Below are 24,869 nucleotides of genomic sequence, written 5' to 3'. Positions count from 1 at the left end.
TTGCTCAACGGCTCGCTAAAATGACTGTTGGCTCCTCGCAGGGCTGAATCTTGTCCTCCGCCCCCGCAAACCAGTTCGGCACAACTTCCCCATGCCGCGCGATTGCGATTCCTCCACGCTCTCCGATGCCCTCATCGCTTCGCTACGTTTGGCCCTGGTGCCGGGCGTCGGACCGCTCATGCGTCGCAGCCTGCTGGAAAAATTTGGCACGCCTCAAGCTGTGCTGGCCGCCGCCCCAGCCGATTTACGCGCCGTCAACCGCGTGGGACCAAAGCTCTGCCGCGCCATTTGCTCGGCGCAAGAGCAAATCGACGTGGATGCCGAAATCGAAATCTGCCGCCGCGGGCAAGTTCAAATCATCACCGAGCTGGACGATGTTTATCCGCGGCTGTTACGCGATTTGCCCGACCCGCCCGGCGTGTTATTTGTGCGCGGGCAACTGTTGCCTGCCGATGCATTGGCCATTGCCATCGTCGGTTCCCGCCACGCCACGCATTACGGAATCACGCAAACCGAGCGCTTGGCAAGCGGTCTGGCGCGGGCAGGCTTTACCATTGTCAGCGGCCTTGCCCGGGGCATCGACGCGGCGGCGCATCGTGGCGCACTTACTGCCGGCGGCCGCACCATTGCCGTCCTGGCCAGCGGCGTATTGAACGTTTATCCGCCGGAAAATCAGCAATTGGCGGAAGAAATTGCCGCCCACGGCGCCGTCCTTAGCGAATCTCCCCCTCGCTTCGAGCCCCTCCGCGGCATGTTTCCGCAGCGCAATCGCATCATCAGCGGCCTCTCGCTTGGCGTGCTCGTGGTGGAAGCCTCACTCCGCTCCGGCGCGCTCATCACCGCGCGGCATGCAATGGAACAGGGCCGCGACGTCTTCGCCGTCCCAGGCCCCATCACCAGCCGGATGTCCCACGGTTGCCATCGCCTCATTCGCGATGGCGCCAAGCTGGTCGAAACCGTCGACGACGTGCTGGAAGAACTCGGTCCGCTGGTCGAAGCGATTCCGGCCCGAAGCGATGGCCGCGAAATCCATCACCCGGCCGAACTGGCGCTGAACGATTTGGAACGCCAGGTTTTGGCCGCCGTGCCCGAAGATTCCACCACCGTCGATTCCGTGATCGCCGCCAGCGGCCTGGCCGCTTCCCAGGTGCTGTCCACATTAAGCGTGTTGGAAATGCGCCGTCTGGTCCGCCGGTTGAGTGCAAATTCGGTACTGCGACTTTAACAATCCAACAAAAATCCCTCTTGTCCCGTGATCGCCGGTGCCACGCCCATTTTCTCCCTCTCCCCTTGTGGGAGTGGGCCGGGGTGAGGGGTTCAAGAGCGGTTGAATTCATTCAATGTTTTAAGGGGAGAGTTCCATGCTCAAATCATTCACTCGTTGCTGGAAACCGTTGGTCGTAGCCTCGGTGCTGTTCACTGTCGCACTCGCGAAAGCGCAGAATGATTCAACGCCCACGGCCAATACCACGCCCCCATCCAACGCCGCACCGCCGGCCAGCGCCGCCCCGCAACCCAAAGCTCCCGACAATCAAACCAAGTCGGTCGTCGCTCCCCGCACCGGCGTGCTCCATCCGCATTACAACCCGTCGTTGCCCACCTTGTTTCTAATCGGCGATTCCACCGTCAAAAACGGCCGCGACACAGGCTCCGATGGCCTTTGGGGATGGGGCCATCCACTGGCCGCTTATTTCGATCCAGCAAAAATCAATGTCGAAAACCAGGCCCTCGGCGGCACCAGCAGCCGCACCTATCTCACCGCCGGACACTGGGACCGCGTCGTTGCCCTCCTCAAGCCCGGCGATTTCGTCATGATGCAATTCGGTCATAACGATGGCGGCGGTCCCAACGGTCGTGGTTCGCTCCGCGGCACAGGCGACGAAACCAAAGACGCCCCCGCCGATGCCAACATCAACGGATCGCCCGAAACCGTCCATACCTACGGCTGGTATCTGCGCAAGTACATTGCCGACATCAAGGCCAAAGGGGCCACACCGATTGTCTGTTCCCTCATTCCCCGCAATGAATGGACCGACGGCAAAGTCCGCCGCGCCAAAGACACCTACGCTGGTTGGGCCGCAGGCGTGGCCCAGCAGGAAGGGGCGTTGTTCATCGATTTGAACAGCATCATCGCCGATCATTACGACATGCTCGGCCAAGACGCCGTCAAGCCGTTCTTTCCCAAAGAGCACACCCACACCGCCTGGCACGGCGCCCTGCTCAATGCCCAGTCCGTCATCGAAGGCATCAAAGCTCAGCCTGACTTCCCGCTCAACAAATTTCTTTCCGCCGACCCCCATCCCACGAAACCAGCCACAGACCCGACCGATGGCTAATTGATTCTCAGAAAGATTCAGAAATCTGCTGAAACTTGGTTCGGGGTGACAACGTGCTGTCACACGCGATAATAAAGTACCGCGTGAAGTGGCGAATGAATTGTTAAAACAGTGCAAGCAAAAAGGGGTAACAAAAAATGGCACAAATTACAGGGGTAAATGTCACCTTTCATACCACCCGTGACGATAAGGACGACCAAGATATCGTCAGCATTTCTATCGTTGCGCGGGGAAGCGATAGCGCGGTCGGGGCGCCTGTTTCCGTTGGTGGCGGTAATAAATGGGACAACGATACAACCGTCGGTCCTTTTTTCGTAGCCATTGCTCCCCAAGAAAGTTCGACGCTTGATTTGCATATCGACAAGACGGGCACCGACGGCTGGATTTACCATGTATCCGTCGCGGGAGTCGTTATTGGCGGTGGTCAGGTCACGTTGATCGCCAATTCGCAAGAAATTCACTTCGAAGACGCAGTTGAATCCATTTCATTGCCCTTGGGATAAAAGTGGATAGACGAACAAGTCCATCCCCAAGTGATGCAGCAGGGGATCCACGAAGCCTTTACTCACGCCGTCTGCTCGGAAAACACGTCTAGCGCGGCGGACTTTTATAATATTTGGCGCGAAAGCCGCCACGCAAAACTCGCAGGCGCCGGCCACTCTACAAAAGACCTTGCCTGTCGCCCTACCCCGGCGGCCACTGCATGGGCCGGCCGCCAAGAATATGAAAGTGCAAATGATCGACGGTCTGGCCCCCGTGGGGACCGTTGTTCACCACCACGCGGTAACCATCCTTCAGACCCAGTTGTTTGGCCAGCTTGGGAATGATCGACCACAGATGAGCCAGCAGCGGCACATCGGCGGCAGTCAGCGCGTCCAGATTGACTATTTCTTGTTTAGGGATCACCAGCACGTGGGTCGGCGCCTGCGGCGAAACATCGCGGAATGCCAGGCACAGGTTGTCCTCGTACACAATGTTGGCGGGAATCTCGCGGTCGATGATCCGCTTGAAAATCGTCTTGGGCATGATTCAGCCTCCGCTTTCCATTCCCAACTGTTTCATTTTGCGGTACAGGTTGGAGCGATGCAGACCGAGCAAGTCGGCAGCGTCGCTCATGTTGCCGCCGGTGCGGCCGATGGCTTTGTGAATATACTCGATTTGAAAGCGGTCCGTCGCGCTCGACAAGGGCTGGTCAACCATCAGCAAATTGGACGTTTCCGGCGAGGGAGACAAAATGAAGGCCAAATCGCCTGGTTCGATTACGTCGCCGACGACGAGAAACGCCAATCGCTCCATCAAATTCCGCAATTCGCGCACGTTGCCCGGCCAGGGATGTTGGAGCAGCCGCTTTCGGGATTCAGCGGAAAACTTGGGCGATTTGCGGCGCGCCCGGCGGCAAAAATCCGATAAAAAGTGTTCGGCCAACAGCAGAATATCATCTCCTCGATCGCGAAGCGGCGGCAATTCCAACACGACTACGTTCAACCGAAAGAACAAATCTTGGCGGAATTTCCGGGCGCGCACCATGTCGGTCAGGCTTTGATTGGTGGCCGCCAGCACTCGCACGTCGACCGGAATGGGCTTCGACCCGCCCACCCGAACGACCACTTTTTCCTCCAGCACACGTAGCAGTTTTGATTGCCCGCCGGGACTCAAGTCGCCGATTTCATCCAGCAGCAGCGTGCCGCCGGCAGCCAATTCGAATTTGCCCGGGCGCGATTCGTGGGCGTCGGTAAAAGCGCCTTTTTCGTGTCCGAACAGTTCGCTTTCCAGCAGCGTTTCGGCAATGGCCGCGCAGTTGACGGCGACAAACGGCCGGTCGCGCCGCGGACTGCGATAATGAATCAACTGGCTGACGACTTCCTTCCCTGTGCCGTTTTCACCCAACACCAGGACAGCCAAATCGGTATCGGCCACGCGGCGGATGGTCGAGCGCAAAGCCTCGATGGCCGGGCTGTTGCCCAACAGTCGCACGTCTTCCGCCGCTTGGTTGACCATCTGCCGATGCGATTCCAGCAATCGCTGACGATCTTGAACGTTTTCAAGCGCCACCGCGGCATGCGAGGCTAATTCCACCAGCGCAGCTTCATCGTCCCCGGTAAAATCGCCGGCCCGCTTGTTGATGACCTCAAATACTCCCAACAACTCGCCCGCCGGGGAGCGAAGCGGTACAGCAACCAAAGTGCGAGTTTGGTAACCCAATTGTGTGTCAACGCGCCGATTCACGAGGTCACGCGTTTCACGGTGCGAAATCCGCTGCGGTTGCTCAGTACGCAAAACTTCACCCACAACGCCAGCATCGTCGGGCACACGCAATTCGCCGCTTGCCACGCCTAGCGCGGGCCGTCCCACGAGCAAGTGATTTGCCCGATCCCACAGAAAAATGCTGGCCCGGTCTGCTTCGAGCAGCTGGGTAGATGCCTCGGCCATCTGATTCAATAGCGTTTCCATTTCTTGTGGGCGGCCCCATTGTTGCACGATGGAAAGAATGGTTTCGGCTTGGGTAGCGCGCTGGCGTAGCTTGCCGCGTGCCCGAACCATTCTCAATCCGGCGCCCAGCGCCGCCGCAATCGATTCCAAACCTGGCGGCAGCGACGGCGCCCGGTCGGCCGCGATGGCCGAATTTCGGTTCATGCCGCTGCGATGCAGCAGCAACACTTCGCCAGAATGCTCACGGGCCGATAACGGCGCGGCCAGCCAAGGTCCGGCGACTTGAGGCGATTCACGATCCAAGCACTCAGCAACCAAATCCGTGGGCCACGCTTGCTGCAAGCCAGCCTGGGCCACGCACTGGTTTCCCCACCCGGCGCACGTTACAGCGACTAAATCAGCCGACAGGGCGGGTAGCAACAGAGGAAGCGTTTCGTTCAAGTAATCGGTCGCACTGGCCGGTTGCTCGGCGCGCAAAAGAAGCTCGGTTGCAACTGGCGTTGTATTTTCGGCCCGGTGCCGGGATTCCGAGGAGATCGAATTCATGGTGGCTAAAGTCGATTGCGCTTGTTTTTGCTCGCTTCAATTTAATACGCGACACATTGACGCTGGATCGTGGCAAATCTGATACACAATCGTACAATCGGTATCATTGTGGTGACAATGGACCTATCGATACCAGGGCATTGATCGATGGCGATCCAAGCATTATCTTCAACGGCCAGATAGAGATACACACAATCGGATAGGAGGTAATCATGGGGATGTTTGATGGAAGAAAAGGCCTGATATTGGGCGTGGCCAACGAACACTCCATTGCTTGGGCCATCGCCAAGCAGATTCTGGCCGAGGGCGGTTTGTGCGGTTTTTCCCATTTGCCCGACCGGCCCGATGACGAACGACAGCGAAACCGCCGCCGTGTGTCGCAGCTGACCGACACGCAGCCAGGGGCAAAGTTTTTGGCGCCACTGGATGTCAGCAAAGACGCCGATATTAAGTTGTTCATGGACAAGGCCGCCAGCGAATTCGGCAAAATCGACTTTCTGTTGCACTCCATCGCCTTTGCCAATACCGACGATTTGGCACGTCCGACCATCGAGACCAGCCGCGAGGGTTTCAAACTGGCGATGGATATCAGCGCGTACAGTTTACTGGCGTTGTGTAGCGCCGCCAAACCGATCATGAATGCCGGTTGTGCTGTTTTGGCGCTGACTTACTTCGGCGGCGAAAAGGTAGTCCCCGGTTACAACGTGATGGGCATCTGCAAAGCCGCGCTAGACGCATGCGTAAAATATGCCGCTTTCGATTTGGGCCCGGCTGGCGTGCGAGTAAACGCCATCAGCGCCGGCCCGCTACGCACCTTGGCGGCGCGCGCCGTCGGATCGGATGGAATGGAAGAGCTTTATCAAATGATGGCTCCCATGGGCCGCAACATCACGCACGAAGAAGTGGGCCGCAGCGGTGCATTTTTGCTGTCGCCGGCTTCGGAAGGCATTACCGGCGAAATTCTCCATGTCGACGCGGGCTATAACATCATGGGTTCGCCTGGGCGACTACTGGAAAAATTCAAAAAGTAACCCGCGGTTAATTAGTCAAGAAGACGATTGCAGCCGACATTCATCATGCCAGCGATTACAGAAAAACCGACTGTCGTGGCGATTGCTGTTGTGGAGCATCAAGGGCAGTTTTTAGTGGGCCGGCGGCCACTGGGCGCGCCGCTGGCAGGGTTAGCAGAGTTTCCAGGAGGAAAAGTCGAGGCGACCGAAGCGCCGGAAGCCGCTGCCGTGCGAGAATGCCAGGAAGAAAGTGGAATCGCCGTACAAGTTTTGGGAAAATATCTATCCACGCTTTATCGTTATGATCACGGCTTGTTGGAAGTTCATTTTTTTCGCTGCCGCCCGGTCGATGCCGGCGGTAATCGTGTGAGTCCAAATGCGCCATTTCACTGGACGCCGGCAGAGAAACTTGCCACTCTCGAATTTCCCGCTGCAAATGCTCCCTTGACAGAGATCTTGCTGCGCGAAGCAAAAGTCGTGCGGACGGAGACGTAACCGCTCTGCTGGGCCGGCCGACGTCCGATTTTCAACGCATCAGCGTCAAGTCGCTATTATTTGCCAAATTCCTGCCAGGAAATCGCTCTAGGAGTTTTGGCGCTCGGGCGGGTAAACTTTGCAACCTTTACAAAATAGAAAACTGTGACGTTGATAGATTGCAGGTTAAACAAGTTCCGCAGTATTCGTGCAAGGCAATACCTTGCAGCGTGTTGTGAACGAGATTGTGCATTGTAGCGTCGATGCAAACATGTCGTGGCACATAACATGCTCATGGGCAGCCGGCGCACAGCGGGTCGTTGAACTTTAATGGGTTGACTGTAACGATACTTCCCGCCCCCCGCCGTGGCCGCATTGATGCTGGCCGCGAATTTCCCGCCGCGTTTTGTTTGTGGAGACCCAGAGCATGGAAGCTCGCATCTTTCCCGCCGCCGCTTTGTTGGCGGTGGCCGTTATGCTGAATCCCCGCGTCTTGTTGGGCGCTGGAACCCGGACGGCGAATTTTGTCATCGATGCGCCCACGCCGGAATTGGCCGAAGAAATCGGCCAGGCGGCCGAGCGCTATCGCCACGATTTGGCGATTACCTGGATCGGTTCGCCGATGCCGAATTGGTCGCGCCCGTGCCCCATACACGCCGACGTGGCGCCGAATTTGGGGGCCGGCGGTCAAACAAGTTTTGTATTCGCAAATGGTGAAGTTGGCGATTGGGACATGAGAATTCAAGGCTCGGAAGAGCGCATTTTAGATAGCGTTTTGCCGCACGAAGTCACACACACGATTTTTGCCAGTTATTTTCGACGGGGATTACCACGTTGGGCTGACGAAGGGGCCTGCACCACGGTAGAGCATTGGTCGGAACGAAATAAACAGCAGGTAATGCTGGTCAACTTTTTACGCACTGATCGTGGCATCGCCTTCGACAAGCTGTTCGCTATTAAAGAATATCCGCACGATGTGCTTCCGCTGTACTCCGAGGGTTATTCGTTGGCTCAGTATTTAATCGAACAAGGAGGCCGGCAAAAGTTTCTGCAGTTTGTGGGCGATGGAATGAAATCCGAAAACTGGCCCGCCGCCACGCAAAAATACTACGGCTATCCGAATTTACAAGCATTGCAAGATGAATGGCTCGGCTGGGTAAAACAAGGAAGCCCAACGCTCGTGGCACAACAGCCCAATGGTGGTTTGGCCGCTAACGGTCGGCCAGAGTCGTCAGGCGGCGGCCCCTTGTATAGGGCCCAAAGCGATGATCGAGATTCGCTTGCCAGTGGCACGAATAGCGCGCCAATTGCGGGCCACCATCCGGCGGCATCGTGGAGTAAAAACTCAGACGCTGTCGACGACCAGGGTTGGGGACCGGTACGCGATTCCAGCGACGTGGCTTCGACGGTAGATTCCGCCGCGGGAAGTCGGAGCGTTTACGAGCGTTCATCAGCCCCGCCTTCGCCCAAGAATCCGGAATATCTGGCCCAGCGCGATGTTCCCAGTTTGGCGTCCACCGGTTCGACATCGAATGACGCCGCACAAGGGCACCAAGTGCTGCTGCAATGGACCCGCTAACGGCAACGAGGCTTAGCCCGGCGGAAAAATCGACCAGGTGAGGTGGTAAAACACCGGCGCGGCAAAGCAAATCGAGTCGATCCGGTCTAACACGCCGCCGTGCCCTTCGACCAGGGTGCCGTAATCTTTCACTCCGCGATCGCGCTTAATGGCTGACATCGTCAGGCCCCCGCAGAATCCTAGGATGCTGATAATCAGCGTCATGCCGGCCGCTTGCCACGGTTGAAACGGTGTGGCCCAATACAATGCCGCGCCCAACAACGTGTTGCTGGCCACTCCGCCCAAAAATCCTTCCCATGTGCGGTTGGAACTGATGCTGGGCACAATCACCCGTCGCCCTATGAGTTTGCCCCAAATGTATTGTAGGGCGTCTCCCATCTGCACCATCAAAATAAAAAAGAATAGCAGGCGGTAGTTGGAGCCCGCATATTCTTTAATGTTTAAGTACAACAGTGCCGGCGCAAAACTCAGGCAATAAACGCAAATTATCAATCCGGTCTGAATTTTAGCCACGCGCTCCAAGTAACGTTTGTAATCTCCCGAAAGGGCGATTCGTGCGGGCACAAATAAAAACGCGTAAACCGGAATCAGCACGTTGAAAAGTTGATAGGCGTTAAGGCCCACCAAAACATATTGCAGCGGCGTGAACAGAACGAAGGCCCAAAACAGCGCCCGATGATCTCCCTGCCGCGTCGGTGTAATGGTGATAAACTCACGCAGGGCCACGAACGAAATAAAGCCGAACATGGCCACCGTCCAACCCTTGCCGATAAACCGGGCCGTGGCCAACAGGGCGCACATCATCCACCAGGCGCGCAGCCGGAGATTAAAAGACCGTACGGCCGCGGCATTCAGTCCTGTATCGGGGTGCCGTTTCAGAAACTGCCCGACAATGGTGGCCACCGTCAGCAAGACCAACACACCACCGACCAGAGATAATGTTCTCCAATCTTCCATTGCGGGTATGTTCAATCCAGGGGTCGTTAGGGCAGATTTGAAGGCGAACGGAGTTTAACGGCTTTACCCATTCAGCGCTAAGCCCCCGGCCGTATGATCGCGTAATTCAAAAGGGGTCGCATCCATGACAAAGTTAGGTCATTCCATGACATTCGGCGGCCCGGCGTTCAAACATCTTTCAAGCGCCGGACAGCCTCCCTGGCACGCCGCAGAAAGTCGTTTTTGGGTTCCCCTTTATCCAGCCAAATCGGTGGCCCAAAAGTGATGCAACTGAGCAGCGGGACGGGCAACACTTCGCCCCGCGGCAGCACGCGGTTCATGTTATCGATGTACACCGGCACCAGCTCTAAGTCGGGACGTTTTTTGCCAAGATAGTACAACCCGCTTTTGAACTCGCCGATTTCGCCGTCGATGCTGCGGCCCCCTTCGGGAAAAACAATCAAAGATTTGGTGTCCCCCATTTCGCGTATCATGATGTCGATAGGGCTGTTATGGACTTTGATTTCGGTCCGGTCGATGAGCAGCGCGTCGAACACTTTCGTGGCGAAATACCGGCGTAGCGAGCCGTTGTTCCAATAATCCTTGGCGGCCACGGGCCGGGTGATATTTCGCAACTCCACGGGCAACGACGACCACACGACCAACGCGTCCAAATGGCTAGTGTGGTTGGCAAAGTAAACGCGCTGGCAGGTGTCGGGCTGGCAGTCAACCCAACGGGCGCTGGCGCCGCTTAAAAACTTGGCGAGTGCAGCCAGGAAGGTGCCGGTCATCCAGCAAATGGGATTCCGATCGGACGGGGGCACGGCCCAACGATAGCGCCGCAGACCCGCCTGTCGGGAATTACGAGGAAGCGTGGCGGAAAGCTGCATATTATCCCGCTTTAGGGGCCGTGCGGAAAGCCCTCATCGCCGCCCGGTACACAAAGAAAAGAATTGCTGCTGTGGTCATGATTCGGTTCCATCCCTGGTTAACAGCCGCCGCCCCGGTGCGGTTCATCCTTATGGCCGCGAATTGCGACCGTTCAGTACGTTGCCGGCAGACAGTAGAGGGTCACACAGCAAATGAAGAAGATTCGTGGCAAAATCTGCGGTTTGCAAGGCCTTTTATGGGGTCTCAGCACCGCCAGATGATCGAGAAAGTGGCAAAATTGAAGTCTTGATGTTGGGTGTTATATTGGGAGCACAACAGACACACTCACTGGGAAACAAACCATCAAGGGGTAAATCTTATGGAAGATCAGGAACCGAAGGTGTTTCCATTGCTAAGGGCATATGACTTCGCGGAACAACACGGTATGTCACAAGATGCCGAAGACATCAGAGAAATGGAAATCGAATGGGATCGAAGTTATGACTCGTCTGTTCGGCGTGGCAGGATGATCGAGTTATTCGAGAAACGAGGACTCCTGCCACAATTTATTGATGAGAAGTGGCCACTTGGACGGTCTCCGCAAGGTGAATCAAAAATACGACAAAGCACTAAAATATGGCGAGACTACGTTGCATATTTATCAGGTAATGCTTCGTCCAATTCAGAAAAGCAAGAAGAGGAGCAAGATGCGTTAGAATTTGCGCTAGAGGCTCACCTTCGAGATTTCCTAGCCAAGAATCTTGATCGAGTCGAAGCCGGTCTGCAACTGTATGTGAATGGTGATGAAAGCGGCAGAGAATTTAACGTTGATGACGGACGCATAGATTTGCTTGCGGTTGATCGTGACAAAAAATATGTTGTGATTGAATTGAAGCTTTCTAGAGGGCGCAACAAAACACTTGGGCAGCTATTGTATTACATGGGTTGGGTTGATAAACATCTCGGCAATGGGCCATGCCGAGGCGCGATCATCGCCAACGAAATTACAGACGATCTTCGAGTTGCTGTTTCTCGTGTTCCTGGAGTTTTTTTGGCACGCTACAAAATGTCGTTTTCGGTCGACCGAGTGATATAATGCAAAAATAGTCTTTTGAAACGAACTATAATTAAATGCCATTAAACCTTTACCCGAACGTCCAGGCGTCGGGTTCTGTTCCAACGGATTGGATTCCCCTTAAAGGATCGGCCCTGAAGTATCCTGTGCGGAATAAGCGGCTGCGGTTGTTATCGGGTTCGTGGCAGAAAGTCATCAAACCAGGAAATACAGGTGAAATCCATTACTTCGAACACGGTACCGGACAGGTTGCCGGTGTAAAGTTTTTCCCTAAACAAACCACCATGCCATGATGAAGACGATAGAACTTGCAAAGATTCTGAATACAGACACTGAAGCCACAGGACGTGGTTTATTCGTGCTGTTGAATCTGGGCATTATCGAATCGCTAGCCAATGGCGGAATTAGTCCGCTGGATGCGACACGGTTGTTTTACCATGCCGACAACTGTCAATTTGTGAAAGAAAAACTGCGAGACAAAACGGCAGATGAAATCATGGGCCGTGGCGTGCAGTTGCAGGATTTGTTCGACGCCCTGCCTACTAAAGAAGCTCAGCAAGAATTTCAGCGAGAGTTGGCTGCAATTCGGTCGCTTTGCCTACAGCTTCTGGATCAGCATGAATTGGTCGCCTAATGGGACGATATTTTTAGCGCCAATTACCATCTGAAACGGCGTCCCGCTTCTGCCAATACAGCCGTTCGAGCAGCTCCTCGTAGCCGTCGACCATCCGGTCCAGCGACCAATTTTCCACCACATGGCGGCGGCCAGCAGCCCCCAACCGTTGGGCTTTGGCAGGATCAAGCAAAAGTTCCGTCAAGCGGTCGGTCATCGTCAATTCGCCACCCGGCGGCACAAGGAACCCGGTCACGCCGTCGATCACGGTTTCCGGCACGGAGCCGACTTTGGTGGCCACGACAGGCTTTGCCGTGGCGAGCGCTTCGAGAATCGAAACCGGATTGGCCTCATTGTGCGAGGTGAGCACAAACACGTCCAATAAATTCAGCAACTGCGGCACGTCCGCACGCTTGCCGAGAAAATGGGCGTGATTGCCCAATCCAAGTTTTTCGGCCAGCGACTCCAATTCCGCACGGCGCGGGCCATCGCCGATGATTAGGAAATGAGCCTCAGGCAATTGCTGCCGCACACCCGCGGCGACCCGCAAAAACAGCTCGTGATTTTTTTCCGGCCGCAGCACGGCCACAATGCCTACCACCGGCGCAGCCGCGGGAATCTTCAATTGCTTTCGCAAATCGGCTTCGGGCGATCGCGGATAGAATATGCTTGTGTCGACGCCATTCGGAATGGGGCATACCCGATCGGCCGGTAAGTGCTCTCGTTCTATGAGATGTTGGGCATGGTTCTTGGCGACGGCCACAAACGCATCGGTCAGCAGAGTGAGTCGTCGATTCAGCCAGGTGATACCGTCGGGCCAACCGGTAGAATGCAACGCGGATACGATCACCGGCACGCCGGCGCGGCGGGCCGCCAGCCGTCCCCAAAACATTTTATCTCCCGCCCCCACCGTGACGACGGCATCGATTTGCCGCTCGCGCAACAGCCTTGTAAGCCGTCTCAACACGCGCACATCGAACTTGTGCCGCAACAAGTCGGCATACACAGGAATTTCCCGCGACAATTTTTCCCCCAATTCGCCCAACTCTTTCAAACAGCACAACTCGGGTGCAAAGCGAGATCGATCGAGTCGTTGAATCAAGTTGAATAGTAATGTTTCCGCACCTCCGACGTGCAAGGACGTGCTGTAAAACGTCACGCGCAACGGTCGCGGCGGCGGCGATTCAACTTCGCGATGAGACACATCGCTGTTCCCAAGGCTGTAACCCGAATCGGCGGGAGTGTATGCATCAACTCTCGTAGCCAAAGTCAGCGAGTCATCAGCGGCCGCCAAACGAGGACCAAACTTATTGGCGGAGTTGCTTTTCCAAAAGGCGCGCATGCGGCTGATGTACTCGTTCCACACTACAAGCAGGCGTTGTTTTTCCGCCTGGGAGAGAATTTGATTGGTAGCGCCGACTGCACCAATCACGGCGATCAACGTGAATATTGCCACCCACGGTCCAAAACTAAGCGCCAGCGGCAACAGCGATACAATCAACAGCGAGCGTTCAATCTTCATTCCCAGCCAAGCGCTAAAGCGGTAAATCAACGCCAAGGTTAATAAGTTGGAGGCCGCCCTGGCCCATACGGCGCCGTGCAGTCCAAAATGCGGAATCAAAATCAAATTAATGACAATGTTGGCAAGCAGGCCGATTCCCAGTGCCAGGCAACTCAACCGTGCGCGCTCCGCGCACCACAAATACAATTGGGCGATGCTGATCAAGCCGAACCACACGCTGAACGTTAATGTCCACGGCAGAACTTCTCTGCCCGCCGCGTATTTGCCATTGAACGCCACGTTGAACATGAACGGGCCGGCCAGCAAAATGGCAATCGATCCGACAAACAGCAACAGGCCGATCAGCTTCAGAATCAGGTTCATCCGGGCGGAGACCTGTTGCCGGTGACCCAATTCCCAATCGTGGCTGAGGTGAGGCAGAATCATCGTGCCTAGCAAACCGGCGATGGTCACCAGTAGCAAGGGAACAATTCGTGAGCTGTGGTAGGAACCAACCAGCGCTAGCGGATCTGCGACGGTGGACGTATGAATGATGAGGTAACGATCCACCACATCGAACAAATTGTACATCAGATTGCCCACCCATACCCAGGCGGCAAACGACAATAGTTTCGACCAAAATTTGCCGCTGTCGGCATCGACAATTGTGGCGGATTCCGGCGGAGCAAGACGCCACTGACGGCGCAAAAACCAAATCATCCAGGCGACCTGCAGCGCACAAGCAATGCCATAAGCGGCCACCAAAGACACGGCCTGAGTTCGCCAGGAAAACAATAAAAATATGCCGAAACCGGCAAACATGATGCTGTTAAAAAACTGCACCACCGCCGTGACGCGCGCCATGCGCAGGGCGGTCAGCAGCTCGGTGAGGTAATTGAAGGCGATCACGATTGCCAGGCAAATGGCCAGCGCAAGCACCAATTGCTTTTCGTCGGATCGGCCGAACACGATGGTCGAAATCCACGGTCGTGCAATGCAGATCGCACTTACCACCGCAGCGGTCAGCGCGGTGCAAACAATCGCAGTCCGCTTTAACAGCCGATTCAATTGGCCGCGCTGTCGAAAGTATTCGACGTAACGACCGAAGCTGCCAGGCAAGCCCAAAACGGCTAGGGGTGCCCCCAATGTTAGGAACCCAAAAGCCATGTCCCATTGGCCCAGGTCTTGCGGGCTGAGCCAGCGGCAGACCAAAACGCCGCGGACAAATCCGATAAAGCGCTGCACCGCCGTCAGGGTAAGCAGCACCACCACGCTTTCGGCTAAACTATCGGTGCGCAATCCGCCTCGGGGAACAACAGATTTACCATTGTCATTCACCGCTGGCTGGCTCGGTGGCGCTGCCGCAGTCGGCGGATTGGGCAATTTGTCATGGGTTATATCGAGCACCGCCGACATTTGAACCTCAACCGGGTACAAGTTGTTCGACCAGTTGCTTTTCTTTCCGCCGCTTTCTATCCCGCGGAAAAAGCAGTAATTTCAAATCAGGCTTCGGCCATCTCGCTGCACGGCAACTCAGGTGCCGATAACCGATAATCGAACGTAAAGGTGGGCTTAAGGTGACGCGGGTCGATGGTGGCCCAGTTTTTCAGCCGCAGCATGTCGTCCGCATGAAAGCGGCGAATGTGGAACGAATCGTCGCCGGGAAAGTTGTAGTCGCCGTAAGCCGAACAAAAGGCTTCGTAACCATGCTCCTGCAGGAGCTGGACTGCCTGTGCGTTGAGGTTTTGCGGCAATCCATATGGAAACGCGAAATAGCGCATTGGTTGGTCAACGGCGGCTTCAAGCTCCTCGCCGGCAGCGATCACTTCGTCAAGCAGTTGGCTCTCGTCGGTGACGCGGCCCAAATCAGCATGCGTACGCGTGTGGGCGCCAATTTCGACGCCGCTTTTGGCCATCCAGCGTAGTTGCTCAATCGTATTCGGAATTCCCCGACCGTTGTTGGCTACATCATGTGCGAACCTGACCCCATCCAACACATGCCGCGAACTGACAAAGTACGTGCAAGGGATTCCATGACGAATTAACAGTGGAATGGCTTGTTCACAGTTTTCCGAGTAGCCATCGTCGAAAGTGATGCAGGCGGCCAGACGGTCGTTGGAACCGGAGCGTATTCGGCGCTGGGCCTCTTCCAGCGAAATCAGTTGGCAATGTCGCTCGAGCCAGAAAATTTGCTTTTGGAACAGACGGTTGGAGTGCGTCCAATGTCGGCTCCCATCGTCGGCAATGCGGTGATAAAACAGCACGAGAATTGGCGCCCGCCCTTGTGCCGCAAGCCGAGCGCGAAGCCAACGCCGGTAAGGCAACGTGGCGTTGCAATAACCACCCAGAAGCAACGGGTGAAAAGTTTGCCGAAGGTTCATGGTCGTTTCCTTACGGCGATTGCTGTGGGTGTGCACTAGATGCCGATTTTCGCAGTCGCGTCAGTTCCAGGCCGCTTTTGATCCACTGCTTCACATTCTGTCCAGCCAGCCACGCCTGATGCCGCAGCCGGGAAGAAGCGCGCCGCGGAATCACACGGATCGTAAACATCGGCTGCGGCGCCGCACGCCAATGGGCTTTGTACGGTTCGTCGCCGCGGAGAAAATCGTACGCAAGTTGGCCGCGTTCAATCGCATTTCGAATGGAGGCCATGTTTGCCAGCTCGCCCGGTTGCACTTTCAATCGTTCGGGATCGATGCCGCATTGGTAGGCATACATGATGTCCGTGCCGTGTAGCCGATATTCAACCGCCAACGGTTTGCCTTCCATTTCCAACCAAGTCAGCGTGGCTCGCCCATCGTGAAAAAAACGCCGGGACAACTCGCCGTGCAGCGCTAAAAACTGTTCTGAGGCGAAGCAGCCGGGCATGCCCCGTCGCTGCCAATTCCGCTGGTGCAGATCGACCAAGATGTCGAACCACGTAGCAACGTCATCCTCGGTTTGCGCTCGACGAATTTGCACCAGGCCTGATTGAAAATAGTTCTTGTCGGCGCGCCGCAAGCGATTGCGGTGAGGCTTGGAAAGCACCATCAGAAATTCTTCCCAAGTGCCGGGAAGTGTGATCCGCCACGTGTTCAGCCCGGGGGTGCGATGGACGGTGCTCCCCTCTTCCTGCAATTGAGCCAGCAGCAGCCTGACCGGCAAATCGTCGTCTGAAACGCCGATAAATTCCATGCGGTCCCAACGGCTAACGGCAATCGCGGAACTCTGATTTTGAATGGTCAGCCAGTCGGCCAAAGCGGCGGCCACAGCCTGTTCTTCGCCGCGGTCACACAACAGGCTGAGATAATCGCTGCACACCTCGCCGTCGCCCAAAAAGCGGATTACGCGCGCACCACTGCGCGAAACCTGCCGGTACCACGGCGCAATGGCTACCAAACGATTGTTTTCGTCCCACACGGTCAGCACAAACAATTCGTGATCGCGCTTGGGGCGGCCATCGTTATGGCAGGCGTAATGCCGCCACCAGGCTTCTACCCATTCCCAGCTTCGAAAAGGCACGCCGTCGGAAAGCTCGTTCCAACGCTCCTTCAGCGGCAAGAGTGAAGCGAAATCGAAATGGCGGTTGATGTGCATGGACTGCGGTCCGGTTAATAATTCCTGATCCGGGCCTCGGCCGAGATTGCTTGTGCGCGGGGGATTAGCCGAACGGCTGGAACCGCGTCGGCAAACTGCATTGCATATCGTGCGCCGCGGTACGCCCATAGTGGCCGTGCCGGTCTGCTGTCGAACGGGTCAATTACTGAAACATTCCGCGCCCAAGCGTTTAAGGCAAATGGTTTTGCCGGCGCGTGGACAAAAATCATCGGCGGTCATGCCGATTGACGGGTGTTGCAATTTGGCGGTATGTGGCGTGGCGGAAACAAATCGTTGCCATTGATCAACATGCCCGATTTGCTTCAACGCCGCTTTACCCACCGCAGCACCCGACCAGTTGCGTCGCAAAGGGATGATGAAACGCGAGTTGCGACTCTTTACGACCGCAGAAATACACACTCCACGATGGTCGGCATTGGCTTTGCTTACCTCAGTCATCGCCGCAGGTGTTTTGCCTGTTGGCTTCATCGATCCCTCGCCAAGCAGCCCGCACAGGACTCTTCCCATGTCGCCGACCAACAAGCCAGTTATCACCCCCATCGAAGTGTTTCGCATTTTGCGCGAACATCCGAAGCGCTGGATTGCACCCTTGGTGGCGGTTCCGCTGTTAGCGATGGTGTACGCCGTGTTGCGCCCGGTCTCGTGGGAAGCTTCGCAAGCGTTGATGGCCCGCGACGAAGCCATGGGCGCCAATGCACGTCCCGGAAAATTTCAGCAGCCCGACGACATGAAAACCACGCAGGAAACCATCCTGGAATTGGCCCACAGCCGTTCGGTGTTAAGCGCCGCGCTGGCCGAAGTGGGTCCCGATTCAAAATCAAAAAATGTCCCGTCCTGGCCGACCGATGCGGCAGTCGCCGCGCTGCAAGGCCACGTGAAGTTGGTGCCGCCCAAAGGAGCCGAATTCGGAAAGACCGAAGTGTTTTATTTGAATGTCGAAGCGGAAAATCGCCAGCGAGCCGTCGATTTGGCCGCCGCAATTTGTCGGCAACTACAGTTGCGATCGCAGGAGCTGCGCAATCAAAAAGCGCAAAGTCTGATCGCCGAATTAAGCAAAACCGTCGATTTGGCCAAGACCGATTTGAATAGCACCACCGAAGAATTAACGGCAATCGAAAGCCGCGTCGGGGCCGATCTAGGCGAATTGCGCATGCTCAACGATCTGGGCGGTGGCGACAGCCCATTGCGCCGTTCCATCAACGAAATGGATCAAGAATTGCGGCAAGCCCAACAGGCCATCGACGGCAATCAAGAATTGCTCTCTCTGCTGCAAGTCTCAAAAACCGATGGCCGGTCGCTGGCTTCGGCCCCGAATCGCTTGTTGGAGGCCCAGCCCGAACTGCGCCGTTTGAAAGACGGCTTGGTCGATGCCCAACTCCGCACCTCGCAACTGCTGGGCAACCTGACGGCCGACCATCCGTCGGTTGTCGCGGCCAAAATTGCCGAACAGGAAATTGCCGACAAAGTCCGGGCCGAAATCGATTCGGCCATCGTCGGCGTGCAATCCGATTTGCGACTTTCCCAAGCTCGGGCTGATCTTTTGAAATCTCAGTTGAACGACGCTCGGCAGCGATTGAGCACCTTAGCGGGCATGCGGGCCGAATACGCCAATCTGGTGGCGGAGCGTAATCAGCGGGCCGACATTCTGAAGACCGCCGAGCAAGAGTTGGCCGAATCACGAGCCAGCCAAGCGGCTGCTCTGACAGCCAGTTTGATTGCCGCTATCGACGCCCCGGTCGCCGGAGATTCGCCCGTTGGGCCTGGGAAGACGACCATCGTATTGGGCGGCATATTGGGCGGTTTGCTCTTGGGCTTGGGCATCGTGTTTCTCACGGTAAATCCGACACAATCGGAAGCCGTGCGACAAGCGACCCAATCGCAGCCTCTGGTAGGCGCCGAGATTCCGCCATTGGCCTGTGGAGAGTTTTCGCCTGTTGAGGGCAATGGACATCCTGTTCGTAAGTTTGCCTCTCATCGAGAACTCACGTCGGAGCATGAAATCGGTGGCCGCGATCTATCCTTAAAGCAGGCTTTGAGAAAGTTGACGCCAGTTCGCTAAACCAGCGGCGGCGGCAAACTTGCTTTCGGCCTCAGGAAGCACGTGCCGATGGATTTTTTAACAATCGTTGCCGCTTGTGCCGCCCTGGTTTGGATTGGCTGGTTTGTGCTGCGCGGCTCACTAGTGGGTGGTTGCTTAGCCGTGATGATTGTGAGCGCTTGCTTCGGTTATCAGTTTTGGCATGCCGACGGCGGACTCCCTCTGAGCGCGGATCGTGGGCTGATCGGATTAATGGCGATCGCCTACATCGTGCATCGCCGCTGGGGATTCAATGATCCAAAACCGACCGGACGCGCCGACTGGGTGTTGTTGGCTTTGCTGGTTATGTTGGGCATCAGCACCTTTACTCACAATTGGAAAGGTTCTGCCACTTCCACGCCGGCGGCCCACTGGATTTTTTACTGGCTGATGCCAGCCATGATTTATTGGATCGTGCGGCAATCGCCGTTAGACGATCGTACGGTCCGCCGCGCTTGGGGCGCACTGGCCCTGTTCGGCGTCTATTTAACATTCACCGCTTTGGCCGAAAGCACGGGCCAGTGGTGGGCTGTGTTTCCATCGTACATCTGCTCACCGACAACGGAGTTTTTCGGTCGCGCGCGTGGGCCGTTTTTAAATCCGGCCGAAATGGGGATTTATCTGATGGCCGGCCTGCTGGCAGCGCTAACTTTTTGGTCGGTGCTGGGCCGCCTTGGTCAATTAATCTTATTAGCATTTACGGCGTTAACCCTGGCAGCGGTATACGCCACACTCACCCGCTGTTCCTGGATCGGCGGCGGATTGGGTCTCGCCGTATTCATAGGTTTTAGCGTTCCCCGATCGTGGCGGCGTTTGTTTTTGTGTCTGAGCGCGATGGGAGCAATCACTCTATTCGCCGCCAAATGGGACAGCATGTGGAACATCAAACGCGATGTGAATTTAGATGCCGCCGCGTCGGAGGAATCGGCCGAGCTCAGGCCCATTCTGGCGGAAGTCGCCTATCAAATGTTTTTGGATCGGCCGTTGTGGGGTTGTGGCTTCGGCCAGTACGACCGCGAAAAACTCCCCTATTTGGCTGACCGTTCCAACAGCAGTCTCCCATTGGAAAAAGTGATTCCCTACGTGCAGCACAATGCGTTTTTGGCGCTGTTGGTGGAAACCGGGTTAGTGGGCATGTGCTTGTTTGTGCTCTTGCTGTTGCTGTGGCTTCACAGTGCCTGGAAAATTTATCGCGACCCCCGCACTTCGGCCGCAGTGAGACAATCCGGCATCATGTTTATGGCGCTCGTGGCAGCGTATTTGCCCACCGCGTTGTTCCACGATACAAACATCATGGATGGCGCTAATCTACTGATGTTTCTGGCCGCCGCGATCGTTTCCGGCCTGGCGGCAAACGCGGTCCCAATCAATACGAAAAAAGAAAATTCTTCGCTACATCAAAGAAAACCAGTTCCGGTGCTGGCGGCTCAATCGCTTTGAAGCGGCTGCGAATTTGGCCTCACCAAGATGTTGCCGGGCGGCAACAGCACGTTGATTGGCGGAAACAGTGAGGTGGCTCGGAACAATCTAAAACGCTGCCAGCTCAAGGCGGCTTCAATCCGCAACCGCTTTTTACATCAACGTTTACACCGACAGCGGATTTCTGAAACGCACCTTGGGCATGCTCTTTGCCTTTGAGTGGATACATGCCGAATCCGCAATTCTGGATTCATGATTGCCCAAACTTCCCCTTACGCAGTCATCCAAGGAGCAAGCATGTTGAAGCGTATGAGTAGGCAGCTCGGCCAATGGAAGCCATCCATTCAGCGCCTCATGAACGACGATGCAGGCACCGTGGCGGTTTTATCTCCACCGCACACCGCCGACCAGCACATCCCCGCCGCTCGGCCAAGATTATTCGTGCCCCGGCAATTGCCATCGCGGCAGCGGCTGGCTGTAGAAGCAAACATTCCCGGAATGCCGCTGATTTGGGCCGAAGGGAATTTATCGCCGGAATATCAAACTGCGAAGCGAGCCTTGGACATTGTCGGCTCATTAGCATTGCTTGTGCTGTTGTCGCCGATTTTGCTAACCGTTTTTGCCGTGCTGGTCGTGACAACCCGGGGCCGGCCATTGTTCCGGCAGGAGCGTGTGGGGCAGTGTGGCCGACGCTTCTGGATGTTCAAATTTCGCACCATGCGATTGGACGCCGACAAACTGCAACATTTAGTGCAAAATGAGCAAGACGGACCGATTTTCAAAAACCGTTGTGATCCCCGTGTGACGCGCCTCGGCCGCTGGTTGCGAAAAACCAGCATCGACGAAATGCCGCAATTGATCAATGTGCTGTTGGGGCAAATGTCGTTGGTTGGGCCGCGCCCGCCGGTCCCCAAGGAAGTGGCCAAATACAAGGCCTGGCAGCGGCGACGGCTGGCCGTGAAGCCTGGTTTAACCTGCCTCTGGCAAGTCAGCGGCCGCAGCGAAATCGGCTTCGAAGATTGGGTGCGAATGGATATCTGGTACCTGCGCCACCAAAATCTGTGGACCGATTTTAAGCTCCTCGTGCGCACGCCTCTGAAGGTTATCACTTGCAAGGGGGCCTATTGAACGGAAAGACGATTTGCGTTGGTTTGTCCACAGATCTTGTCGGATTTCCATAAGCAGGAACCCCCATGCCCATGAGCCCGACGCTGCTTGAACTGCCCAAGACGCCGTTGACCAAGGTGCCGTTTGCAGAGCATTTGCCTGATGGCAATGTCCCATGTCTGCATGGCGCCCCCGCCAATGCACCGCCCCCCCCTGCTACAGATATCCTGCGTGTTTTGCACGTCGTCAATGGCGAACATTATGCCGGAGCGGAGCGCGTGCAAGACTTGTTGGCCCTGCGATTGCCGCAGTTTGGCGTCGATGTGGCGATTGCCTGCATCAAGCCCGATCGTTTTCCCACCGATCGCCACTGCCAAAACACGCCGCTCTTCTCACTGCCGATGCGCTCCCGATTCGATTTGCGGCCGGCCTGGCGGCTGGCCCGAATTGTGCGCGCCCAGCGGTTCGACTTGATCCACACGCACACGCCGCGGACCGCGCTCATTGGTCAAATTGCGGCGCGGCTGGCCGGCGTGCCACTGGTACATCATGTGCATGGCCATACGGCCACTGAAGTTGGCTGCGGCTGGCTGGCCCGGCTATCGGCCTACTGTGAACGGGCAAGTCTTACCCGGGTAGCAGCCATCATTGCCGTATCGCCATCGTCGGCAGATTACATTCGCCGCTGGAGAGTTGCTACGGAACAAGTACATCTTGTTCCCAATGGCGTCTCCAAACGCAGTAATTTGGCCAACCGTCGCGCACCGAAAAATAGTTGGACCGTGGGCATGGTCGCACTTTTGCGTCCTCGCAAAGGATTAGAAGTGCTCCTGGAATCGCTGGCTATTTTGAACAGCCAGGGGATGCCGGTGAAGTTGCGTGTCATTGGCGGCTTTGAAACGCCGCAGTATCAGGAACATTCGCTGCAACTGGCCTGCGAGCTGGGCATTGGCAATCTCGTTGAATGGCGCGGTTTTCGGCAGAACATCAACAGCGAACTGGACGAGCTTGATCTGCTGGTTTTGCCCAGCATCTTGCCGGAAGGCATGCCGATGGCTGTGCTTGAGGCCATGGCTTCCGGCGTGCCCCCTATCGGCAGCCGCGTGGAAGGCATTGCCGATGTCATTCGCCACGGCCACGACGGGTTGCTGACAGAACCGAACAACGCCGGGGAATTGGCCAACAACATCGCGGCGGTTGTCACTGGGAAGCACGACTGGCAATCGCTGCGAGCCAACGCCGTGGCCAGTCACGCGGAGCGATTTTCCGATACCGCCATGGCCGCCGGTGTGGCCGAAATCTATCGAAGCGCGCTCAAGCGATGAGAACATCAAGCGTGGAAAACGATGCACCAACGCCAAGCCGAGAAACAACGATGAGTCTACCAAGTTGCGAAACAATGAAAACCGTCGGCATTCGCACAACGAAAAGCACCGTCCATTTATTCGGGATGAAGCTCGATGCCCTCCGTATGCCCGATGCTGTTGGACAATTGCTCGATTGGGTTCAAAATCGTGACGGAAACTGCCACTACGTGGTGACGCCCAACGTCGATCACGCCGTAATGTTTCAGAAACACGTCGGATTGCAGCGGGCCTATGCCGATGCTTCACTGGTGCTGGCTGATGGCTTTCCCGTGTTGGCCGCCGCAAAATTGCTGCATCGACCCATCCCGGAACGCGTGCCCGGCAGCGATTTGGTGCCGGCACTGTTTGAAACAGTGGATGCCGAAGCCCGCGCCTACGTGCTCGACCCTTCACCGCTGCGTGTGTTTCTGTTGGGCGCCGCGCCCGGCGTTGCGGAGCGGGCGGCTCAAAATATCGAGCAGCAGTGGCCGGCGGTGACGGTGGTCGGCACTTATAGTCCGCCGCTGGGTTTCGAAAAAAATCCGACCGAAAACGCCGCAATTCTTCGACACATTGCCCAGGCTCGCCCCGACGTGCTCATTATTGGTTTGGGTGCGCCCAAGCAGGAGTTGTGGGTTCATGCACATCGCAGCCAAATTGCGGCGCCGGTGGCGCTGTGCGTGGGGGCAACCATTGATTTTCTGGCCGGCGAAAAACCGCGGGCTCCGGCGTGGATGCGGCGCGTAGGCCTGGAATGGCTGCATCGCCTGCTGGGAGAACCCCGTCGTTTGGCCAAACGCTATCTCCGCGATGCGTGGATATTTCCGCAGTTGGTCTGGCGCGAATGGGCAGCCGGCCGCCGTGCTGTCAGTTTCGACCCCTTAAAAAGCACTTTGCACCGGGTGGAAACGGCCGAAGTGCCGGAATTTGTCGATCAAGCTGGCCTTTGGGATATCGCTAACTCTCGCTAAAATTCGCCCCTTCAAACGGATGGCTATCCGCGGCCGGAGGCCATGGGCTAAAGATCAAATCGCCACGACCTGCATGGAGGATGTCGTCGTGAATACACATTGCATAGCGCGGGCAGCTCGTCAACGAATCATTATCGCAGGCTTCGCGGCGCTTCTAGTCATCGCTCTGGGCGGGCTAACTTCGGCGGTTGTGGCCGATGAATACTCCAATGCCGCAGTGTCAACTCCCTGGGTGGTCATTCCCGGCGGTATTGCCGATACAGCGGGCAAAATCGCTTATGTCTCCAGTATGAACGATGGCGTTGAAGCCGTCGATCTGGAAAGCGGCCAAGCCATCTGGGAGAGCAAGGAGGCGCTTCATCCATTAGCTCTCGACGGCGATCAATTGCTTGCCCAAGCGCCGCGCGGCCAAGGACAAATCAATACGATGGATATTGTCGTGCTCGATGCGCCCAGTGGAAAACTGATCAAGCACACGCAGCCAATCGTCCTGCCCGATTGGATTGCGGTCGACGGCGGCATTGGCCTTTCGTTCAACTCGGTGGCCGCCATTGACGGTCACGAAATGGTCCTCACTTGGCGTGCCGAGCGGCAATTTGCCAAGGGGGTGACCTTTGCCAACGGTGTGCCTCCCACGCAGGAAGCCATTGCCGCGGCGCGGAAAATCGAATCGGGCCAGGCGCGCGTCGATGTCGAAAGTGGAACGGCAACCGTTGCCGTGGACCGCGTTCCACAAGCGATTAGAATACCGCGCCCCTTGGCTTATTACGACGTCGGTGACAAGCGCATCAGCCTGGTCGAAAGTCCTGAAAACGTGGCCGGCGGCATCCGCATTGTGCATTGCTTGCTGGACGCCAGAAGCGTGCAGTCGGGGCGTCCGATGTGGAAGCATGAAATTGCCGGCGAAATCATTTTGCCGGACGTTCCCCCAACCGCGCAACGGGTGCAAGGCGGCGGCGATCAACAGCCGCGGCGTTAGGCC

At 56.4% G+C, this 24,869-nt stretch carries 22 protein-coding genes; 14 read left to right on the top strand and 8 right to left on the bottom strand.

Features of this window, described 5'->3' with window-relative positions; genetic code table 11:
- The first annotated feature begins 91 nt into the window (after positions 1 to 91).
- The 3 genes from dprA (at position 92) to VMJ32_16635 (ending at position 2,839) form a co-directional block, all read left to right on the top strand.
- Positions 92 to 1,225, top strand: a complete 1,134-nt coding sequence (dprA, locus tag VMJ32_16645) for a DNA-processing protein DprA (protein ID HTQ40653.1) — start codon at positions 92 to 94, stop codon at positions 1,223 to 1,225.
- Between the two features lie 136 nt (positions 1,226 to 1,361).
- Positions 1,362 to 2,336 (top strand): rhamnogalacturonan acetylesterase, encoded by a 975-nt coding sequence (locus VMJ32_16640; GenBank protein HTQ40652.1) that lies wholly within the window; start codon positions 1,362 to 1,364, stop codon positions 2,334 to 2,336.
- A 137-nt stretch (positions 2,337 to 2,473) separates the two neighbouring features.
- The gene (locus VMJ32_16635; GenBank protein ID HTQ40651.1) at positions 2,474 to 2,839 is read left to right on the top strand and encodes a hypothetical protein; all 366 of its coding nucleotides are present in this window, start codon (positions 2,474 to 2,476) and stop codon (positions 2,837 to 2,839) included.
- Positions 2,840 to 3,020: 181 nt separating this feature from the next.
- Here the strand turns inward: VMJ32_16635 and VMJ32_16630 are convergent, their stop codons facing one another.
- A complete protein-coding gene (locus VMJ32_16630) occupies positions 3,021 to 3,362 on the bottom strand; it encodes a histidine triad nucleotide-binding protein (protein HTQ40650.1) in 342 nt (113 codons plus the stop codon).
- 3 nt (positions 3,363 to 3,365) lie between these two features.
- Positions 3,366 to 5,312 (bottom strand): sigma-54-dependent Fis family transcriptional regulator, encoded by a 1,947-nt coding sequence (locus VMJ32_16625; GenBank protein HTQ40649.1) that lies wholly within the window; start codon positions 5,310 to 5,312, stop codon positions 3,366 to 3,368.
- A gap of 212 nt (positions 5,313 to 5,524) precedes the next feature.
- On the opposite strand from VMJ32_16625, the gene VMJ32_16620 reads away from it, so the two are divergent.
- The 3 genes from VMJ32_16620 to VMJ32_16610 all read left to right on the top strand — a co-directional run bounded on the left by VMJ32_16620 (position 5,525) and on the right by VMJ32_16610 (position 8,375).
- Positions 5,525 to 6,343 carry an enoyl-ACP reductase gene (locus VMJ32_16620; GenBank protein HTQ40648.1) on the top strand — a complete coding sequence of 273 codons (819 nt, stop codon included), beginning with the start codon at positions 5,525 to 5,527 and terminating at the stop codon, positions 6,341 to 6,343.
- Between the two features lie 45 nt (positions 6,344 to 6,388).
- Entirely contained in the window at positions 6,389 to 6,817 is a 429-nt protein-coding gene (locus VMJ32_16615) for an NUDIX domain-containing protein (GenBank protein HTQ40647.1), read from the top strand.
- 406 nt (positions 6,818 to 7,223) lie between these two features.
- Positions 7,224 to 8,375 carry a hypothetical protein gene (locus tag VMJ32_16610; protein HTQ40646.1) on the top strand — a complete coding sequence of 384 codons (1,152 nt, stop codon included), beginning with the start codon at positions 7,224 to 7,226 and terminating at the stop codon, positions 8,373 to 8,375.
- 12 nt (positions 8,376 to 8,387) lie between these two features.
- On the opposite strand, the gene VMJ32_16605 is transcribed toward VMJ32_16610, so the two are convergent.
- Together VMJ32_16605 and VMJ32_16600 are read right to left on the bottom strand one after the other, a co-directional pair.
- Positions 8,388 to 9,332 (bottom strand): phosphatidate cytidylyltransferase, encoded by a 945-nt coding sequence (locus tag VMJ32_16605; protein HTQ40645.1) that lies wholly within the window; start codon positions 9,330 to 9,332, stop codon positions 8,388 to 8,390.
- A 167-nt stretch (positions 9,333 to 9,499) separates the two neighbouring features.
- Positions 9,500 to 10,102 carry a lysophospholipid acyltransferase family protein gene (locus tag VMJ32_16600; GenBank protein ID HTQ40644.1) on the bottom strand — a complete coding sequence of 201 codons (603 nt, stop codon included), beginning with the start codon at positions 10,100 to 10,102 and terminating at the stop codon, positions 9,500 to 9,502.
- 458 nt (positions 10,103 to 10,560) lie between these two features.
- Between VMJ32_16600 and VMJ32_16595 the strand changes: the two genes are divergently transcribed.
- On the top strand, positions 10,561 to 11,277 hold the full coding sequence (locus VMJ32_16595; GenBank protein ID HTQ40643.1) for an endonuclease NucS domain-containing protein: 717 nt from the start codon (positions 10,561 to 10,563) through the stop codon (positions 11,275 to 11,277).
- A gap of 268 nt (positions 11,278 to 11,545) precedes the next feature.
- Positions 11,546 to 11,890 carry a hypothetical protein gene (locus tag VMJ32_16590; GenBank protein HTQ40642.1) on the top strand — a complete coding sequence of 115 codons (345 nt, stop codon included), beginning with the start codon at positions 11,546 to 11,548 and terminating at the stop codon, positions 11,888 to 11,890.
- A gap of 13 nt (positions 11,891 to 11,903) precedes the next feature.
- On the opposite strand, the gene VMJ32_16585 is transcribed toward VMJ32_16590, so the two are convergent.
- The 4 genes from VMJ32_16585 to VMJ32_16570 form a co-directional block, all read right to left on the bottom strand.
- Positions 11,904 to 14,786 carry a glycosyltransferase gene (locus tag VMJ32_16585; GenBank protein ID HTQ40641.1) on the bottom strand — a complete coding sequence of 961 codons (2,883 nt, stop codon included), beginning with the start codon at positions 14,784 to 14,786 and terminating at the stop codon, positions 11,904 to 11,906.
- 86 nt (positions 14,787 to 14,872) lie between these two features.
- The gene (locus VMJ32_16580; protein HTQ40640.1) at positions 14,873 to 15,751 is read right to left on the bottom strand and encodes a polysaccharide deacetylase family protein; all 879 of its coding nucleotides are present in this window, start codon (positions 15,749 to 15,751) and stop codon (positions 14,873 to 14,875) included.
- 10 nt (positions 15,752 to 15,761) lie between these two features.
- A complete protein-coding gene (locus tag VMJ32_16575; GenBank protein HTQ40639.1) occupies positions 15,762 to 16,946 on the bottom strand; it encodes a GNAT family N-acetyltransferase in 1,185 nt (394 codons plus the stop codon).
- A gap of 159 nt (positions 16,947 to 17,105) precedes the next feature.
- Positions 17,106 to 17,474, bottom strand: coding sequence for a hypothetical protein (locus VMJ32_16570; protein HTQ40638.1), 369 nt, complete (start codon positions 17,472 to 17,474; stop codon positions 17,106 to 17,108).
- Here VMJ32_16570 and VMJ32_16565 point away from each other — a divergent pair.
- The 6 genes from VMJ32_16565 (at position 17,473) to VMJ32_16540 (ending at position 24,866) form a co-directional block, all read left to right on the top strand.
- A complete protein-coding gene (locus VMJ32_16565; protein HTQ40637.1) occupies positions 17,473 to 19,026 on the top strand; it encodes a hypothetical protein in 1,554 nt (517 codons plus the stop codon). The two genes, VMJ32_16570 and VMJ32_16565, sit on opposite strands and share 2 nt — an antisense overlap.
- Before the next feature lie 48 nt (positions 19,027 to 19,074).
- Positions 19,075 to 20,484, top strand: coding sequence for an O-antigen ligase family protein (locus VMJ32_16560; protein HTQ40636.1), 1,410 nt, complete (start codon positions 19,075 to 19,077; stop codon positions 20,482 to 20,484).
- A 333-nt stretch (positions 20,485 to 20,817) separates the two neighbouring features.
- On the top strand, positions 20,818 to 21,591 hold the full coding sequence (locus tag VMJ32_16555) for a sugar transferase (protein HTQ40635.1): 774 nt from the start codon (positions 20,818 to 20,820) through the stop codon (positions 21,589 to 21,591).
- Between the two features lie 71 nt (positions 21,592 to 21,662).
- Complete coding sequence (locus tag VMJ32_16550; GenBank protein HTQ40634.1) at positions 21,663 to 22,895, top strand: glycosyltransferase; 1,233 nt, start codon at positions 21,663 to 21,665, stop codon at positions 22,893 to 22,895.
- Positions 22,896 to 22,969: 74 nt separating this feature from the next.
- Positions 22,970 to 23,887, top strand: coding sequence for a WecB/TagA/CpsF family glycosyltransferase (locus VMJ32_16545; GenBank protein ID HTQ40633.1), 918 nt, complete (start codon positions 22,970 to 22,972; stop codon positions 23,885 to 23,887).
- Positions 23,888 to 23,975: 88 nt separating this feature from the next.
- The gene (locus tag VMJ32_16540; protein HTQ40632.1) at positions 23,976 to 24,866 is read left to right on the top strand and encodes a hypothetical protein; all 891 of its coding nucleotides are present in this window, start codon (positions 23,976 to 23,978) and stop codon (positions 24,864 to 24,866) included.
- The last annotated feature ends 3 nt before the right edge of the window (positions 24,867 to 24,869 follow it).

Source organism: Pirellulales bacterium (assembly GCA_035499655.1).
In the GTDB taxonomy this organism is placed as follows: Bacteria; Planctomycetota; Planctomycetia; order Pirellulales; family JADZDJ01; genus DATJYL01.
The sequence above is the reverse complement of the archived record's forward strand: the minus strand, read 5'-3'. Positions and strand labels throughout refer to the sequence as shown.